Here is a 15,148-nt window from a genome sequence, read left to right as displayed (position 1 = left end):
AGCCACGTGGCAACGCCTGTGGTAAAATAGACCCAAACCATTCATTGGAGGTCGTCATGAAAACAGTCACCGTCTACCTGGTCCGCCACGGCCAGACCTGGTTCAACAAGTTCAACAAGATGCAGGGTTGGTCCGACTCGCCTTTGACCGAGTCCGGCCTCGCCGATGGGCGCCGGGCGGGCGAGGCCCTGAAGCACATCACCTTCACCCACGCCTACTCCAGCGACACCATGCGGGCCAACAACACCGCCAAACTCGTTTTGGCCAACAACTTCAACTCGCACGTCGTCCTGACCGCCACGCCGCTGTTTCGCGAGCAGTTCTACGGCTACTACGAGGGCGAAGACTCCGCCAAGGCCTGGTACGCCGTCGGGGCGCCGCACGGGGCGCGCACCTTCAAGGAGCTGATCGAAAAGTTCGGCGTCGACGCGACCAAGGACTTCATGCACGAGGCCGACCCCTTCCACGACGCCGAGGACGCCCTGACCTACTGGACCCGCCTGCAAAAGGGCTTCAAGATGCTGCGCGACGAGAACCAAAACGGCGACAACGTGCTCTTGGTCACCCACGGCACCACCATCCGCAGCATCATTGACAAGTTCGGCAAGGATGACGGCTTCGTGGTCACCGACAGTCCGCGCAACGGCTCGATCTCCAAGATTGCGCTGACCGATGAGGGCGTCAAGGTGCTCAGCTACAACGAGTTGGCGGTGATGTAGATGGCCCGGCCCGATACCAAGCAGCTGCTGGCTGCCACGCTGCGCGAGATGATGGCGACCACCGCGCTCGATCACATCACGATCAACGCCCTGACCGCCAAGGCCGGCGTCACCCGCAACACGTTTTACTACCACTTCGAGGACATCTACTCCCTGCTGGCGTGGGTCTACCAACAGGAGATCATCACCCAGATGGAAAAGTACGCGCAGATCACCGAGTGGACCACCGCGTACCGGATGCTGCTCTCCTACATCGAGGACAACCGCGCCTTTTGCCTCGCCAGCTTCAACTCCGTCGGCCGCGACCTGCTGGAGCAGCTGCTCGCCACCGTCGCCGAGCAGTTCGTGCGCGGCGTGGTCGCCGGCGTCGACCCCGACCTGCCGCGCCACCTGCAAGACGACATCTGCAACTTCTACGGCCTCGCCCTGGTCGCGCAGGTCATTCAGTGGCTGATGCGCGGCCTGCTCGAGGACAAGGACGCGATGGTCAAGCGCGCGGAGGTCATGATGACCGGCGCCCTGGCGCTGGCCGTGAAGAACTCGCACCGAATGTACTAACCGATTGTTGAACCCCTGCCGAGCGGCGTTTGCCGCCCGGCTTTTTTGCGTCTAGGCCAATTCGATTGGACAAACCCCAGTGCTTGTCCATTGAACCGCGCGAATTCACCGGCCTATACTGAAAGCGTAATCAAAAGTGAGGTGAAAGGTAATGAAAAAAGCGCTTCTACTGACCGCAGTCGGCCTCGCAGCCGCCACTGCCTTCACACTGTACAAGATGGACTGGTTCCACGACGACGCCAAGGACTACGCGAAGTTCGAATCGAACAGAGCGTGAACCGACGCGCACTTAACGGGTCGAGCAGCGTAGGCGAGGCGCTTGGGGCGCCCCTTGCCCCGAGTGTCTTGCCTAGCTGATCGCACCCGCGTTGCGGCGGTGAACGCGTTTAGAGCGTGAACCCGAGCGTACTTAGCGGGACGGGTAGCCCAGCGCTGGCGTTGAGGCGGGCTTGGCCTCAACGCTAGTGCGTAGCTAGCCGCTCCCGCGTTGCTCGGGAGAACGCGTTTAGTCGAGCGTGAACCCGAGCACACTCAGCGGATTTCCCATACTTCTACGGAACGGTCAATGACTCACGCATTCCATAGAACTCCGGGCCCGATAACCGCTTGGCCACTATGTAGGGCGGAGGCGCGGACGGACCGCGGCCGGAGGCGGAGGGCCGGGGCGAGCCAGCGTGAAATTGCAGCCGCGCCCTCACCGCGCGGTCGGCGAATTGTGCCGACTTACTGCAAGGGCGGGTCTTGAGACCGCACTTTGGGCTCAAGAGAGCCCCACGCGCTCCGCCGCCCCGGACCGTAGCCGCAGGCAGCGGTCCATCCGCGCCGGAGCCCGGGCAAAGACAGACACCCGAATTCGTCACAGAGATTAGGAGGAATACTATGATCAAACACAAAGCGATCATGATCGGGGCCGGGCTGGCCAACATGGCCAGTGCCGTCTACCTGATCCAGGAAGGCCACTGGAACGGCAACGCCATCACCATGTACGGCATCGACGACCACGGCTCTAACGACGGCAGCGCCGCCTCCGAGCAGGCGGCCGACTACTGGAACGCGGAACACCCGCTGGAAAACAGCACCGGCTACATCGCCCGCGGCGGGCGGATGCTGAACTACCGCACCTACGTCGACCTGATGGACGTGCTGTCGCGCGTCGAGTCCGCGACCGAGCCCGGGATGACGGCGGCCGAGGACACCCGCGACTTCGACGCCAAGCACCGCACCTTCGACAAGGCCCGGCTGATGCGCCGCGGCGACGGCATTCTGCAGGCCGGCAAGCTCGGGCTGAACAACCTGGACCGCGCCCTTTTGACCAAGCTGGTGATGATGCCGGACAAGGACGAGGAGCAGCTCGACAACGTGTCGATTGCCGACTACTTCAAGGACGACCCGCACATGTTCACCACCAACTTCTGGTACATGTGGGAGACCACCTTCGCCTTCCGCACCCAGAGTTCCGCGCAGGAGCTGCGCCGCTACATGCACATGATGCTGTACGAGTTCACGCAGATCGAGCACCTGGTCGGCGTCAACCGCACGCGCTACAACCAGTTCGAGTCCATCATGCTGCCTTTGATCAACTACCTGAAGGCCCAGGGCGTGCACTTCGAGCTGGGTAAAATCGTCACCGACTGGACCTTTGCCGACAGCACGATGCAAGACGAGATCACCGTCACCGGCCTGGAAATTCAGGACGCGCACACGGGTGAAACCGAGCACCTGGACGTCGACGGCGACACGGCCGTTATTTTCACCAACGGCAGCATCACCGACTCCGCGACGCTGGGCGACTACAACACGCCGGCGCCGGAGAACATGGAATACGGCCTGTCCGCCGCCCTGTGGAAAAAGGCCGCGGCCCGCTTCTACAACCTGGGCAACCCGGACAAGTTCTTCGCCGACCGCGCCGCGTCCGAGTGGGTCAGCTTCACGCTGACCACCAAGGACCACGTGCTGCTCAACGAGATCACCCGGATCACCACCCAGGTGCCGGGCAACGCGCTGAACAGTTTTCTCTCAACGGCGCCGATCACCGACCTCGGCAAGCCCGACGTCAACATGTCGATCGTGGTGCACCACCAGCCGCACTTCACGACGCAAAAGCCGAACGAGGCGGTCATCTGGGGCTACTTCCTGTACCCACGCCGCACCGGCGAGTTCGTCAACAAGCCGTACATCGAGATGACCGGCAAGGAGATGCTGCAAGAGCTGCTCGGCCAGCTCAGCATGGTCGACCCGGGCCCGATCAACATCCGCGAGCACACCGCGGCCATCATGGACTCGGTCATCAACTGCATCCCGTGCTACATGCCGTACGCCTCGGCGCTGTTCAACAACCGCGCCAAGACTGACCGGCCTGAGGTGATCCCGGCCCACTCGACCAACCTGGCCTTCACCGGCGAGTTCGTCGAGCAGCCGTTCCAGATGGTCTTCACGGAGCAAAGCGCCGTGCGCTCGGGCGAGATCGCCGCGTACCACTTTGCTGGCATCCCGATGAGCCGCCTGGTCCAGACGCCGCGGTACGACAAGGACCTGCCGACGCTGCTGCGGGCCACCAAGAAGATGTTCGAATAATTTTACAGCACAAAAAGGCCGCCACACTTCACCCGAATGAAGTGTGGCGGCCTTTTTGATCGTCAATCCGTCGGCGTCCGAAGATAGGTCAGTCAGGGCTTGGTCAGCCTTACTTCTCCCACAAGGCCCGGGTCAACGTGCCGTCGTAGAGCCAGCCCCCTTCGTCGTTCATCCCGGTCAGGTTCATGACCTCAATGTAGGCGTCGGCCTTGTTGTAACGGACATAGTACTGGGTGCCAGAGCCCATAAGCGACGCACCGACATACTCGGATGACAGCGGGCGGTCGTAGTCGGTCTGTTCCGCGTCGTAGTCCGGGTACGCCTCTTGGTACATGCGCGCCAAGTCATCAGGCGTCACGTCCTTGGGCCCCACCACCTTGCTGGGGTCACCGAAGATTTCGGCGACCTGAGCGGAGGTCACGTCCTTGAACAGGTTACCGCTGATGGCGTTGCTGGTACCCGAGCTCAGGCGGTAGTCGCCGTTGATTTCCACCGTGACGTCCAAAAGCTGCTTGGGCATCGGCCCGAACGACCCGCCGAAGGTCAGCGTGTTCATCGTGGTCTTGTACGTGTTGCCGCTGAAGCCGTACCCGTCCATCGAGTCGTCGAGGAAGCCCAGCCGGCCGCCCTTGGCCGTCGGCAGCGCGTCGCCGCCCAGGGCGACGACCAGGATGCGGCGACGCAGCTCGTCCAGCGAGATGGTCTTGATGGTGTGCAGGCTGGCCAGCTTGGTGTTGACCGCCTTTTGCAGCGCCGCGTACTGCGCGGCCAGCCCCTTGAAGCGCAGGCCGGCGACCACCTTGTTGAAGGCCTTGAGGTCGGCCTCCTTGGCGCCCTTGCGCACGGCGGCGCCGTCGGCCACCCGCTTGGCCGCCGCGGCGAGCGTTGCGCGCTCCTTGATCTGGGCCTCCCCGACCTCGGTCAGGTCCGCGACCGCCGTCTGGATGGCGGCGCTGCCGGCCGCGGCCGTCGGCGTCACCGCCTTCAGCTTGGCTTCGGTCGTCTCCTCGCGCACCAGCTGGGCCGTGTCGACCCGATCGCCCGTGATCACCTTCTTGGCGAACAGCTTGTTGACCGCGGTGGTGGCGGCAAGCGTCGCCTTGGCGGTGTCAATCTCCGTGGTCAGTGTCTTTTGCGCCGCGGCGAAGCGGCGGTAGCGCGCGGTGCTGCGCTTGTACGGCTTGACCTGGCGTTCAAAATCCTTGGCGTCCTGCGCGGCGGCGTCCAGCGTGGCCCCACTGCCGGCCTTGACGAAGTTCTGCTCGCCGCCGACCCAGACTTTTTCCACCCGGGCGTGCGCCGCCTGCTGCCGCGTCGCCACGCGCTTGAACGTCTGCGCCTCGGCCGCCGCCTGCGCCTTTTGCTGGTGCCGCTGGTAGAACCAAAGGCCCCCTGCAACCACCAACACCAGCGCCACCAGTGCCAGCACCCAACCCCACATCTTCTTCATCATTGCCTCCATGTGAAAAGTAATAAGATTAGTATACAAAAAACGGTGCGTCGCCGCACCGTTTTTCACAAACTGGGTTGAGAGCTAGTAGCCGAAGGTCCAGCTGGTCTCGGCCTCGAACGGCTCGCCCGGCGTCAGCACAATCGCGTTGAGCGTCGGGTCCGCGGTCGGCGGGAACTGCGCCTCGAGCGCGACGCCCGAGTAGCGGCCGAGGTTGGCCGCCACGCCGGTATGGTCGAAGTGGTTGGCGGTGTACACCACCACCGCCGGCTGCGTCGTGCGCAGGGTGACCGAGCGATTGGTGCCCGGCAGGCTCAGCGTCGCCGCCACAGGCGCGCCGTCCAGCAAAAACGGATGGTTCAGCCCGTTTTGCGCTTCGATCTGCGGGTCGCCGCTGGTCAGGACGTCGCCGAGTCGCCGGCCCTCGCGCAGGTCAAAGGCGGTGCCGGCGACGGCGCGCTGCCCCAAAGTCGGAATGCTCTCGGCGTCAAGCGGCAAGAAGCTTGTAGCGCTGATGCGCAGCACGTGGTCCTCCACCGTGCCATCGCCGAAGTTGAAGTAGACGTGGTTGGCCGGGTTGAACGGCGTCGGCGCGTCGGTCACCGCGTGCAGGTGATAGGTCAGCCGGTCGGCGTCGTCCAGCGTGTAGGTCGCAACCAGTCGCACGTTGCCCGGGTAGCCGGTCGTGCCGGCGGCGTCGAACAGGGCAAAGGCCACCGTCGCCGCCGTGTCGGTCTGGTGCAGCCGGTAGTCGAACACGCGCGTGTCGTAACCGTTGGGGCCGCCGTGCGCGTGGTTCGGCCCGTCGTTGAGGACGAATTCGTGGACGTTTTCCCCCTCCTGCCAGCGGCCGTGGCGCATCCGGCCGATCACGCGGCCGACTGTGCCGCCCAGGAAGTTGCGGTCCTTCGAGTAGTCCGCCGCGGTGTTCAGGTGCATGATGGCGTCGTGCGTGCCGCCGTCTGTCGTGGGCAGCAGCACCCGCTCCAGCGTCGCCCCGTAGTTGAGCAGCTTCACCACCACGCCGTTGCGGTTGGTCAGCGTGATCTCGCACAGGTCGTGCTCGGCCAGCTGCGCGTATTGTTCGACGGTGATTCGTTCCATGATTGTCCTCCTTGGTAAGCGTTCTCACCTCAAGGATACCGCAAGGCGCCGGGAGGTCAACCCAAAATGCGGCGTCGGGTGCCTTGATCACGGTCAACGCCGGCGGCCGCATCCCTCGGCGTCGGCTCAGTGACGGCGCCCGCGCCGCGATTGCGGCTTGTGGCCGCCACCGCACAGGCGTACACTGGTGCCATTCCCCACACCACACCCAGGAGGTTCACCCATGACCGTTCACCCATTGGATCCAACCCAAGTTGCCGTCGACGACGCAACCGCGCCCGCCTACCGCGACTTGGTCAATCAGATTGTCGCTTTTCGCAACGCCCGCGGCTGGGACGCATCCCAGTCCCCGGTGAACCTCGCCAAGTCGCTGAGCATCGAGGCCAGCGAGGTGCTGCAGTGCTTCCAGTGGGCCGAGTCCCTGCCCGAGAGCGAGGAACCACACCTCGCCGAGGAGCTGGCGGACGTTTTGACCTACACCTTCTACCTCTGCGACCGCTTCAACCTCGATCCGCTGAAGCTGGTCGCCGCCAAAAACGCGGTCAACGACCACCGCGCGTGGTAGCAGCCCCCACAGGCGGTGCGGCGGTTGACTTTGGCCGCCGCAGGGACGCGCAGCCGGCCGGGGCTGGCCGGTCACACCGCCGGCGCCGCGCCGGGGTCGCCTTCGTGCTGGCGTGGGCGGTTGTCGCCTTTGCCGCGTCGCTTGGCGGCCGCGGCAAGGACCGGGCCGCTGCGTAACGTGTGTCACAGGGACCGCCCCCGCGGTCCCTTTTTGCCGCTTGGCCGGAAAGACTTGCCGCCGCCTCTGGAAACGCTTAGACTGGCTGGTGAAGCAAATATTTATAGAAGGATGTCAATATGTCACCATACGCTATCTTCATGGATATCGACGGCACGCTGGTTGGCCGCAGCCAGGTGCCGTCGCCGGCGACCAAGGCCGCCATCGCCAAGTACCGCACCGCCGGCCACCAGTTCTTCATCGCCACCGGCCGGGCGCTGTTCTCCGCCCGCGCCATGGCCGACCGCATCGCGCCCGGCCTCAACGTCATCTGCGCCAACGGCTCCGTCACCGAAATCGCCGGTGAGGTCGCCGGCATCCGCCTGAGCCCGCACGCGCTGGCCGGCATCTACCGCGTCGCCAAGCAGTTCGGGGCGCGCGCGACGCTGTTCACCGAAACCGGCGTGATCTCGCTTGAGGACACGCCGATCGCCGTCAGCCGCGACGCCTCCCACCGCATGGCCGGCGAGGACCCGAGCCGCAACATGACGATGCACTCGGTTGAGGAGCTTTGCGCCCACGCGCCGGAGATCACCAACGGCATCATTTTCCACCCGGATCCGGCCGTGCTAGCCCGCACCCGCCAGGCGCTGTCCGCCTACACCGAGCTTGACCTCAGCTCGTCGAACGTCGACAACATCGAGATCACCAAGCACGGCGTCAACAAGGCCAGCGCGATCCGCCAGGTCTGCGCGCAACTGGAGATTCCGCTGCGCCGCACGATGGCGTTCGGCGACGGCAGCAACGACCTGCAGATGCTGACGACCGTGCAGTACGGCGTCGCGATGGGCAACGCCAACGCCGAGGTGATGGCCGCGACCCACTACCACACGCTGGACCTCGACCACGATGGCGTCGCCCACTACCTGCACGACTTCTTCAAGTAGCCGCCAGTTTTGCGTTTCACCGGCCGACAGGGTACACTGGTATCAAATCCTGACAAAGGAGCATCCCTATGAAACTCACCAAGAATGTGGTCGCCGTCGCCGCCTTCGTGCTGCTGCTGGGCGCGGCCGCCGTGCAGACCACCAACGCCGCGGGCGCGGCCGACAGCGCCACCAGCCAAAAGGCCGACAGCAAGTCAAGCGCGGCCGCCGACCAGAAGACTGAGGACCAGTCGAGCACGTCTGAAAGCGAAAAGGCCAACAGCAAGGCGGCGGACAAGGCCGCGACCAGCAACGCCGCAGCGGACGCCGAAAGCTCAAGCCTCGCCCCGGGTGAAAAGCCCGAGCCAAAGGTGACCGAGGGCAAGGCCAGCAAGGGCGAAAAGAAGCGCCTGGTCGCCTACCTCGAGATCACCAACGACCAGACCGGCAAGGCGGTGCGCTACGGCGAGGTCTACGCGACCAAGGACAGCACCGGCACCAAGCTGGACAAGGAGAAGTCCGGCTGGACCGGCATGACCTACAATGACATTCCAAGCTTCCCGCGCTTCGACCTGACGCCGGCCGAGATCAAGACCGACGTCGAGGCCGTGGGCGTGACCGCCACCAACAAGCAGACCTGGAGCATCACCCAGCACAAGGTCAGCTACGAATAAGCAACCACCCAAGACGCCGAAAACCGGCGTCTTTTTGATTGTCGAGGCAACACGGCCAAACCCACCCGGCCCGATTGGGGCTTTGCCGGCGCGCCGCGGTGGCGTATGCTGGAGACAACCGAGAAAGAAGGCTAACCATGATTGACTACACCACCAGCAAGCTCTACTTCGCCTACCCCATCTTCGTGATCGGCTACGAGGACGAGCAGTTCGGCGTCAACGTCACCACCGCAAGCTCCAGCTACAGCCTGGGCGACCTGTTCGCGTTCGGCATCAGCGCTGCGACCAACGCCGCCGCCCAGCTCAAGCGCACGCGCCGCTGCACCATCAACTTCCTGACCGCCGCGGACCTGCCGGGCATCGAGCGCGCCGGCTTCCTGCACGCCGAAGCCAAGCTGCCGGATTCGCGCCTGCCCTACCAGCTGGACGACGGGCTGCCGGTGCTGACCCGCGCCTTCGCCGTCTTGAAGCTGACCATCGACGACTGCCGCGAAAGCCACGGCGTCGCCAACTTCACCGCGACGATCGACCAGCGCCTGGTCGACCGCTCGACGCTTCTGCCGACCGGCAAGCTCGACCCGCTGGCCATCGACCCGCCGCTGTTTGCCGGCGACGACCGCCAGCGCGTCTACCGGACGCTCGGTCCCGACAGCGTGAAGCTTGGCACCTACCTGCGCGACTGAGCGGTTTGGTTAAGAAAAACTTGCGCGGTGCCGCGCCGGGCCGCGGCTGTGCGACAATGGGGCCATTACGACTCGGGAGGACGCCATGATCAAATACCTTCGCATTGCCGCCGTCGCACTGCTCGCCGTGGCGCTGATTGGCTGCAGCAAGAAACCGGACGCCGCCGCGCTGCGCCGCGCTTCGCGCCAGGCGCTGGCCGCCAAAGAGACGCTGTGGGTCGCCACCGCCTACACCAGCGCAGACCTGTCCGGCGGCAGGCTGACCAACCTCAAGACTGACGCCGTCACCGGCAACCCGCCTGTGCTGACGACGGCCAAGGGCCAGCTGACCGGCGGCTACACCAAGATCGGCCTGGCCGCGGCCAAGAAGCTGATTGCGGCGACCCCCAGTTCGGACGGCGCCAAGCCCAAGCTCGCCACCCTGGCCCAGCTGAACCGCGCGCTGGCCGGGGCCAAGGCCAAGTTCAGGCTGACCGACTACGGCCAGCTGACCATCTACCAGTTCAAGGGCGCCACGGCCTTTCAGGGCGCGGCCTACATCGCGCACGGCGACAGCCTGTACATACTGACTCTGGCCTACTCGATTCAAAAGGGCCTGCCGGTGGTCAACCGCTACGTCAAGGGCGAGCTCAAGGTGCCGGCCAAGCACCTCGCCGACACCCAGCTGAGCGGCCGCTGGACCGCCACGGACGGCTCCGGCAGCCTCGACGCCGCGGGCGACTGGCTCTACCACACCCAGGTCACCGGCACCTACACCAGCGTCGAGCGCTTCAAAGTGCAGGACCTGCGCGCCCAAAGCGCCAAGGCGACCTACACCACGACGTTCGCCACGTTTGCGAGCCTGGCCGCGGTGCAGAGCTACGGCATGCCCAAGGCGACGACCCGCGCCGCGTCGGACGGCACCGCCATCTACCTGTTTTTGACGGCCACCGACATGGTCAAGCTCTCCCAAGACGGCGTCACCACCTACCACAAGCAGGCGGGCAAGGCATCCGCGGTGCCCGCCGAGACCCGCGCCGTGTTCACCGCCTGCGACAAGCAAAAAGGGGTGCAGTCGGCGCTTGCGGTGTCGCCGATTGCATCCCATCAATACGAGATCGTGTTCAACGACCCCGCACGCCTGTCCAACTACTACCAGCGCGAGCTGAGCACGTACCGCTTTGCCGCGGTGGCCGGCGGCGTGGCCACGCTGCGCGACCACGAGTGACGCCGCGCGGGCGGTCCTGGGCTACCGCCAGCGGCGCACCTTGTCAAGGTCGTCAACGTACGTGCGGACCACGGTGCCGCAGTTGCGGCAGACGGTGTAGCACAAGGTTGGCGCGGCCGGTAATGCCGATCACCGCGTTTTTGGCCGCCACGTTCTGGTACGGCATGTGCTTGGCCTCAACGAAGTCGCTTGCGCCGCACCACGGGCACTGATGCCGGTCATCCATTCCGATTCCTCCCTCCCGACTGTCTCGCCGCCAGTATACCCCGAAAGGACCTGCCGATGCGCAAAATTCTGATGATCATGATGCTGCTTGCCAGCCTGGCGCTTGCGCTGCCGCTGACGCCGACCCCGGCCCGCGCCGGCGGGGCGACCGGAGGCGGCGGCACCGGCGGCGGTGGCGGGACAACCGGCGGTGGCACGACCGGCGGCACCGGCGACACCACCACGCGCCGCTACGACAACGACAACAACACCAGCCCAATCACCGTGTTCGCCTCCTTCATCGTGCTCACCGGCGGGCTTGGCATCATCACCTTCAAGCGCAACCACCCGAGTGCCGGCCGCAATGCGGCCCTCACCGACACGGTCGACCTCGATCCGGACGTCGCCCGCACCTTCCCCGCCCTTTTTGACGCGATGGAGGACGCGTGGTCGCGAAACGACCAGGCCATGCTGGCGACGCTGATGACGCCCGGCTACTTTCGCAAGCAAAAGCGCCTGCTGAACCGCTGGGCGCGCCAGGGCCGCGTCAACCGGCTCGAGGGCATGACCATCATCGAACTTGCGCAGGAGCCCAGCCGCCGCGGCCTGCACGTGGTGGTCACGGCGCAGGGGCGCGACTGGTTCGAGTACCCGGCCCAAAGCGCGGCGTTCAACCGCGAGCAGTACGACGACGCGATGATTGCCCGCTTCACCGAGGTCTGGGAGCTCACCGCAATCGACAACGTCTGGCGCGTCGCCCGCATCCGCCAGTAGTGGCGGCGACGAGGCGAAACGGGTACACTCAATGAAGAGGTGCGTGACATGAAAATCAGTTCCCTTAACTCCATCCTCCTGGCCGTCGAGGTCATCGGCGTGCTGCTCGGCTACCTGCTGATCTACGTGCCGGGCTTCCACGTCGTTGCCTGGGTGGCGCTGGTTGTCTGGCTTCTGGGCTGCCAGCAGGCCTTCAACTGGTACCTGCGTCGCCGCAAGCGCGCCCTGGCCGTGATGTGGCAAAAGGCCGGCGAGCTCGGCTTTGCCGCCGACGCTTTGGCCGGCCTGGCGCCGCAGTACGACGCGACCCAGTGGGCGATGTCGGCCCCGGACTACCTGCAGTTCCTGCCGGCGCCCGCAATCGTCGACGCGATGACCCACCGCCTGGACGCCCAGCTGGTCAAGCGCGAGCAGAACCGCTGGTAACCAAAAAGCACCGCAGTCTCAGCGCGTGCACCGTCAAGTTGATGGTGCGCGCGGCCGAGACCGCGGTGCTTTTTGATTTGCCGGAGCGGACAACGCGCGGCCGGTGCCGCGACCGTCGATGCCGCTGACCTACGCCAGCACGCTGCGGTCGAACGGATCGACGGAGATGCCCTGGCTCAGAATCAGCTTGCTCCACTCCTTGGCGGAAAACAGGCTGTGGTCCTTGTAGTTGCCGCAGGACTCGATGGTCGTGCCCGGCACGTCGGCCCAGGTGATGTCGTTGGCGATCGCCTCGAGGCTGCCCTTCAAGGCCTTGGCGACCTCGGTGGTGCTGTGCTCGCCCCAGGTGATCAGGTGGAAGCCGGTGCGGCAGCCGAACGGCGAGCAGTCGATCACGCCGTCCATGCGGTCGCGCAGGAGGCTGGCCAGCAGGTGCTCAATGGTGTGCAGGCCGCCGGTCGGGATCGCGTCCTGGTTGGGCTGCACCAGCCGCAGGTCGAAGTTCGAGATCTTGTCGCCGTGCGGCCCCTCCTCAACCGTGATCAGCCGCACGTAGGGTGCCAGCACCTTGGTGTGATCCAGTTCAAAACTTTCGACTTTTGCCATGATGAATTCCTCCTATGAATGATGGTGGCGGTGGGCCGGCGCGGCCCACAGCCATACGTGATTATGCTACCGCGTTCGGGCGGTGTCTCGCAAGGGCGGCGGGCTAGTCGCCCCAGACCGAAGCCGCGATGTCTTGAACCAGCTTGAGCTTGGCCCACTGCTCGGCCTCGGTCACCTTGTTGCCCTCCTCGGTCGAGGCGAAGCCGCACTGCGTGGACAGCGCGAGGTTGGCCAGCGGCACGGACTCGGCCGCCGCTTTCAGCCGCGCCTTGATCGCCGCCGGGTCCTCGAGCGCGGCGAACTTCGAGGTGATCAGCCCCAGCACCAGCGTTTTGTTCGCGTCGCCGTTCCACAGCGTCTTGAGCGGCGCGAAGGAGCCGGACCGGGCGTTGTCGTACTCGAGGAACAGCCCGGCGTACGGCAGGTCCTTGATGTAGTCGGCCACGTACTCGTAGCCGCCGGTGAACAGGTAGGTGGACTGGAAGTTGCCGCGGCAGATGTGCGAGGTCACGGCGAGGTCTTTTGGCAGCTGGCTCAGGATGCCGGCCAGCAGGCGGTGGGAGCGCTCGGCCAGCTCAACGTACGGCTTGGCGGCCTCTGCGTCGTCGGCCGTGCGGCGCAGGTTGTGAATCAAAAACGCCCAGTTGGTGTCGTCGATCTGCAGGTAGCGGCAGCCGAGGTCGTAGAAGCGCTGGATGGTCTGCACGTAGGCGGTGATCACGTCCTGCTCGAGCTCATCGATGCTGTCATAGTAGTCCGCCCAGTTGTCGCTGCGGTGGTCGCGGAACAACAGCGCCGGGCTCGGAATGGTCTGCTTGGCCAAGACGCCTTCGGGCACGACCGAGTTGAGGTAGCTGAAGGCCGCAAAGAACGGGTGGTCCGGGTTGTAGGCCACGCGCCCGTTCAGGCGTACGTTGTCGGCCGGGGCGATGTCGCCCGCGAAGTTCTTGTCGTACTGGGCGTGGCGCACCTCGGCGACGCCGGTCAGGCCCCACAGGAAGTCCAGGTGCCAGTACTGGCGGGAGAACTCGCCGTCGGTCACGGCCTTGAAGCCCAGCTTCGCCTGCTCGGCCACGATGCGGGCGATCTCCTGGTGCTGAACCGTGAGCTCCTGAGCTTGAGTGATGGTGCCGGCGGCGAGGTCGACGTGGGCCTGCTTCAGGTCGGCCGGGCGCAGCAGGCTGCCGACGAGGTCGGCGCGGAATGGAATGGTTGAATTGGTCATGGTGGTTCCTCCTCTAGTTTTGTTCGTGCAGGTCGCGTGTTGCCCCGGACGCAAAAAAGTCGCCCCTCGGCCAAAAAATCTGGTCAAGGGACGACTTCTCGCGTTACCACCCTGTGTTCGTGGGCAAAGCCCACCTCTAACGGTACCTCAGATACCGCGCATTGATAACGGTTGCGACCGGCTCGGCGGCGTGAACCCCCGGGCTGCTGATTGGAGCTCATCTTCACCGCGGGTCGGGCCACCCTTTCTCACCATCCGGGTTCTCTTTGGGCCACCACCGCGACTACTCTTCTCCGCGTAGCACGAACGATATGTTGACTCCATACTAGCGGCCGTCCCTCATGATGTCAACAGCGAATTTTAATTTTATCTCATCTCGGGACTGGCCAAGGCGGGCAAACGGCGCTATCATCAAGAAAAACGTCACAGGAACCCGCGGCCAGGCCGCCAGGAGGCAAGATGCAAGAAGAACGAGATCTGCGCTACCCGCTCGACGCCCACCACCAGTTCGGCGTGCGCGCCGTGCTCCTGCTGCAACACGACGACCGGGTGTTGCTCAAGCACGTCACCGAGGGCGGCGAGTCCGTGTTCATCGCCCCGGGCGGCGCCGTCAAGTTCGGCGAGACCGGCAGTGAGGCGGCCGCGCGCGAGGCCAAAGAGGAGCTCGGGCTGACGCTTGCGCCGACGCTGGTCGGCGTCGTCGAGGCGTTCATCGCCATGAACGGCGCCAACTACCACCAGCTTCTGATGGTGACCACCGCCACGCTGGACGCGGCCCAGGCGGCCCGGCTTGCCGCACGCGACCTCACCGCCTTCGACCTGCCGCAAGACACCGTGCTGGCCTGGGTGCCCGTCGAGGAGGCCGCAGCGCGCCTGCGTCCCCAGGCGCTTGGGCGCTACCTTTTTCCCGCCGCGCCGTTTCACGCCGTCGACCGGCGCGAGGTGGCCGGTGGCGGTGACCCGCTATGAAGGCGCTGAAGTACTGCCAGTGGCTGATCGCCGCGCTCGCCGTGGCGCTCGCCGGCTTCGTGCTGGCGACCCCGACGACCGCGCTGCACATGACGCTTCAGTTGCGCAACGGCAACACCATCGCCCCGGGCAAGTGGCTGGTGCTGTTGCCTGTCTTCATCATCCTGATCAACGCGTGGTCCCTGCACGACCTGGAAAAAGACCCGCACGCCGCCCCCAGCCTGACGCGCGACTGGTTCCCGCTGGCCGCCGAGGTCTTCCTGCTCGGGCTGCTGGTCGTCGAGCAGATCACGGGCTGATTCCAGACTTCAAAACGCGCCGGCACCGG

Annotated in this window: 18 protein-coding genes; 13 read left to right on the top strand and 5 right to left on the bottom strand. The window is 65.2% G+C overall.

Features of this window, described 5'->3' with window-relative positions:
- Positions 1 to 56: 56 nt before the first annotated feature.
- The 4 genes from LE416_RS01925 to LE416_RS01915 all read left to right on the top strand — a co-directional run bounded on the left by LE416_RS01925 (position 57) and on the right by LE416_RS01915 (position 3,851).
- Positions 57 to 719 (top strand): histidine phosphatase family protein, encoded by a 663-nt coding sequence (locus LE416_RS01925; RefSeq protein ID WP_225046809.1) that lies wholly within the window; start codon positions 57 to 59, stop codon positions 717 to 719.
- Positions 720 to 1,277 carry a TetR/AcrR family transcriptional regulator gene (locus LE416_RS01920; protein WP_225046808.1) on the top strand — a complete coding sequence of 186 codons (558 nt, stop codon included), beginning with the start codon at positions 720 to 722 and terminating at the stop codon, positions 1,275 to 1,277. It begins immediately after the preceding gene.
- Between the two features lie 151 nt (positions 1,278 to 1,428).
- The gene (locus LE416_RS13115) at positions 1,429 to 1,554 is read left to right on the top strand and encodes a hypothetical protein (RefSeq protein ID WP_257793746.1); all 126 of its coding nucleotides are present in this window, start codon (positions 1,429 to 1,431) and stop codon (positions 1,552 to 1,554) included.
- Positions 1,555 to 2,018: 464 nt separating this feature from the next.
- Positions 2,019 to 3,851 (top strand): oleate hydratase, encoded by a 1,833-nt coding sequence (locus tag LE416_RS01915; RefSeq protein WP_257793745.1) that lies wholly within the window; start codon positions 2,019 to 2,021, stop codon positions 3,849 to 3,851.
- A 109-nt stretch (positions 3,852 to 3,960) separates the two neighbouring features.
- Here the strand turns inward: LE416_RS01915 and LE416_RS01910 are convergent, their stop codons facing one another.
- Together LE416_RS01910 and LE416_RS01905 are read right to left on the bottom strand one after the other, a co-directional pair.
- Complete coding sequence (locus LE416_RS01910) at positions 3,961 to 5,304, bottom strand: hypothetical protein (RefSeq protein WP_225046807.1); 1,344 nt, start codon at positions 5,302 to 5,304, stop codon at positions 3,961 to 3,963.
- 81 nt (positions 5,305 to 5,385) lie between these two features.
- Positions 5,386 to 6,405, bottom strand: coding sequence for an aldose epimerase family protein (locus tag LE416_RS01905; RefSeq protein ID WP_225046806.1), 1,020 nt, complete (start codon positions 6,403 to 6,405; stop codon positions 5,386 to 5,388).
- 223 nt (positions 6,406 to 6,628) lie between these two features.
- On the opposite strand from LE416_RS01905, the gene LE416_RS01900 reads away from it, so the two are divergent.
- The 5 genes from LE416_RS01900 (at position 6,629) to LE416_RS01880 (ending at position 10,616) form a co-directional block, all read left to right on the top strand.
- Positions 6,629 to 6,970: a nucleotide pyrophosphohydrolase gene (locus LE416_RS01900; RefSeq protein WP_225046805.1), complete on the top strand. Its 342-nt coding sequence runs from the start codon at positions 6,629 to 6,631 to the stop codon at positions 6,968 to 6,970.
- Positions 6,971 to 7,266: 296 nt separating this feature from the next.
- Positions 7,267 to 8,073: a Cof-type HAD-IIB family hydrolase gene (locus tag LE416_RS01895; protein ID WP_225046804.1), complete on the top strand. Its 807-nt coding sequence runs from the start codon at positions 7,267 to 7,269 to the stop codon at positions 8,071 to 8,073.
- A gap of 68 nt (positions 8,074 to 8,141) precedes the next feature.
- Positions 8,142 to 8,726 (top strand): hypothetical protein, encoded by a 585-nt coding sequence (locus tag LE416_RS01890; RefSeq protein WP_225046803.1) that lies wholly within the window; start codon positions 8,142 to 8,144, stop codon positions 8,724 to 8,726.
- A 137-nt stretch (positions 8,727 to 8,863) separates the two neighbouring features.
- A complete protein-coding gene (locus LE416_RS01885; RefSeq protein WP_225046802.1) occupies positions 8,864 to 9,409 on the top strand; it encodes a flavin reductase family protein in 546 nt (181 codons plus the stop codon).
- 85 nt (positions 9,410 to 9,494) lie between these two features.
- A complete protein-coding gene (locus LE416_RS01880; RefSeq protein WP_225046801.1) occupies positions 9,495 to 10,616 on the top strand; it encodes a hypothetical protein in 1,122 nt (373 codons plus the stop codon).
- Between the two features lie 52 nt (positions 10,617 to 10,668).
- On the opposite strand, the gene LE416_RS01875 is transcribed toward LE416_RS01880, so the two are convergent.
- Entirely contained in the window at positions 10,669 to 10,842 is a 174-nt protein-coding gene (locus LE416_RS01875) for a hypothetical protein (RefSeq protein WP_225046800.1), read from the bottom strand.
- 56 nt (positions 10,843 to 10,898) lie between these two features.
- Between LE416_RS01875 and LE416_RS01870 the strand changes: the two genes are divergently transcribed.
- Both LE416_RS01870 and LE416_RS01865 read left to right on the top strand, forming a co-directional pair.
- A complete protein-coding gene (locus LE416_RS01870; protein WP_225046799.1) occupies positions 10,899 to 11,594 on the top strand; it encodes a Tim44 domain-containing protein in 696 nt (231 codons plus the stop codon).
- Positions 11,595 to 11,642: 48 nt separating this feature from the next.
- Positions 11,643 to 12,020: a hypothetical protein gene (locus tag LE416_RS01865; RefSeq protein ID WP_225046798.1), complete on the top strand. Its 378-nt coding sequence runs from the start codon at positions 11,643 to 11,645 to the stop codon at positions 12,018 to 12,020.
- A 129-nt stretch (positions 12,021 to 12,149) separates the two neighbouring features.
- Here LE416_RS01865 and LE416_RS01860 read toward each other — a convergent pair whose 3' ends face one another.
- Both LE416_RS01860 and LE416_RS01855 read right to left on the bottom strand, forming a co-directional pair.
- The gene (locus LE416_RS01860) at positions 12,150 to 12,626 is read right to left on the bottom strand and encodes an S-ribosylhomocysteine lyase (RefSeq protein WP_225046797.1); all 477 of its coding nucleotides are present in this window, start codon (positions 12,624 to 12,626) and stop codon (positions 12,150 to 12,152) included.
- 103 nt (positions 12,627 to 12,729) lie between these two features.
- Positions 12,730 to 13,851, bottom strand: a complete 1,122-nt coding sequence (locus LE416_RS01855; protein WP_225046796.1) for a vitamin B12 independent methionine synthase — start codon at positions 13,849 to 13,851, stop codon at positions 12,730 to 12,732.
- A 459-nt stretch (positions 13,852 to 14,310) separates the two neighbouring features.
- On the opposite strand from LE416_RS01855, the gene LE416_RS01850 reads away from it, so the two are divergent.
- Together LE416_RS01850 and LE416_RS01845 are read left to right on the top strand one after the other, a co-directional pair.
- Positions 14,311 to 14,820, top strand: coding sequence for an NUDIX domain-containing protein (locus LE416_RS01850; RefSeq protein ID WP_225046795.1), 510 nt, complete (start codon positions 14,311 to 14,313; stop codon positions 14,818 to 14,820).
- On the top strand, positions 14,817 to 15,119 hold the full coding sequence (locus LE416_RS01845) for a hypothetical protein (RefSeq protein WP_225046794.1): 303 nt from the start codon (positions 14,817 to 14,819) through the stop codon (positions 15,117 to 15,119). The genes LE416_RS01850 and LE416_RS01845 overlap by 4 nt, the downstream gene beginning before the upstream one ends.
- Positions 15,120 to 15,148: the final 29 nt, after the last annotated feature.

The sequence above is a fragment of the Lacticaseibacillus kribbianus genome, from assembly GCF_020180945.1.
In the GTDB taxonomy this organism is placed as follows: Bacteria; Bacillota; Bacilli; order Lactobacillales; family Lactobacillaceae; genus Lacticaseibacillus; species Lacticaseibacillus kribbianus.
Note: the sequence above shows the minus strand (reverse complement) of the source record. Positions and strands in the feature narration are given on the sequence as shown.

Excerpts from the sequence above, each read along its gene's own strand:
- LE416_RS01925 (WP_225046809.1), top strand. The coding sequence starts at position 57 with ATGAAAACAGTCACCGTCTACCTGGTCCGCCACGGCCAGACCTGGTTC.
- LE416_RS01920 (WP_225046808.1), top strand. The coding sequence starts at position 720 with ATGGCCCGGCCCGATACCAAGCAGCTGCTGGCTGCCACGCTGCGCGAG.
- LE416_RS13115 (WP_257793746.1), top strand. The coding sequence starts at position 1,429 with ATGAAAAAAGCGCTTCTACTGACCGCAGTCGGCCTCGCAGCCGCCACT.
- LE416_RS01910 (WP_225046807.1), bottom strand. The coding sequence starts at position 5,304 with ATGATGAAGAAGATGTGGGGTTGGGTGCTGGCACTGGTGGCGCTGGTG.
- LE416_RS01905 (WP_225046806.1), bottom strand. The coding sequence starts at position 6,405 with ATGGAACGAATCACCGTCGAACAATACGCGCAGCTGGCCGAGCACGAC.
- LE416_RS01900 (WP_225046805.1), top strand. The coding sequence starts at position 6,629 with ATGACCGTTCACCCATTGGATCCAACCCAAGTTGCCGTCGACGACGCA.
- LE416_RS01895 (WP_225046804.1), top strand. The coding sequence starts at position 7,267 with ATGTCACCATACGCTATCTTCATGGATATCGACGGCACGCTGGTTGGC.
- LE416_RS01890 (WP_225046803.1), top strand. The coding sequence starts at position 8,142 with ATGAAACTCACCAAGAATGTGGTCGCCGTCGCCGCCTTCGTGCTGCTG.
- LE416_RS01885 (WP_225046802.1), top strand. The coding sequence starts at position 8,864 with ATGATTGACTACACCACCAGCAAGCTCTACTTCGCCTACCCCATCTTC.
- LE416_RS01880 (WP_225046801.1), top strand. The coding sequence starts at position 9,495 with ATGATCAAATACCTTCGCATTGCCGCCGTCGCACTGCTCGCCGTGGCG.
- LE416_RS01875 (WP_225046800.1), bottom strand. The coding sequence starts at position 10,842 with ATGGATGACCGGCATCAGTGCCCGTGGTGCGGCGCAAGCGACTTCGTT.
- LE416_RS01870 (WP_225046799.1), top strand. The coding sequence starts at position 10,899 with ATGCGCAAAATTCTGATGATCATGATGCTGCTTGCCAGCCTGGCGCTT.
- LE416_RS01865 (WP_225046798.1), top strand. The coding sequence starts at position 11,643 with ATGAAAATCAGTTCCCTTAACTCCATCCTCCTGGCCGTCGAGGTCATC.
- LE416_RS01860 (WP_225046797.1), bottom strand. The coding sequence starts at position 12,626 with ATGGCAAAAGTCGAAAGTTTTGAACTGGATCACACCAAGGTGCTGGCA.
- LE416_RS01855 (WP_225046796.1), bottom strand. The coding sequence starts at position 13,851 with ATGACCAATTCAACCATTCCATTCCGCGCCGACCTCGTCGGCAGCCTG.
- LE416_RS01850 (WP_225046795.1), top strand. The coding sequence starts at position 14,311 with ATGCAAGAAGAACGAGATCTGCGCTACCCGCTCGACGCCCACCACCAG.
- LE416_RS01845 (WP_225046794.1), top strand. The coding sequence starts at position 14,817 with ATGAAGGCGCTGAAGTACTGCCAGTGGCTGATCGCCGCGCTCGCCGTG.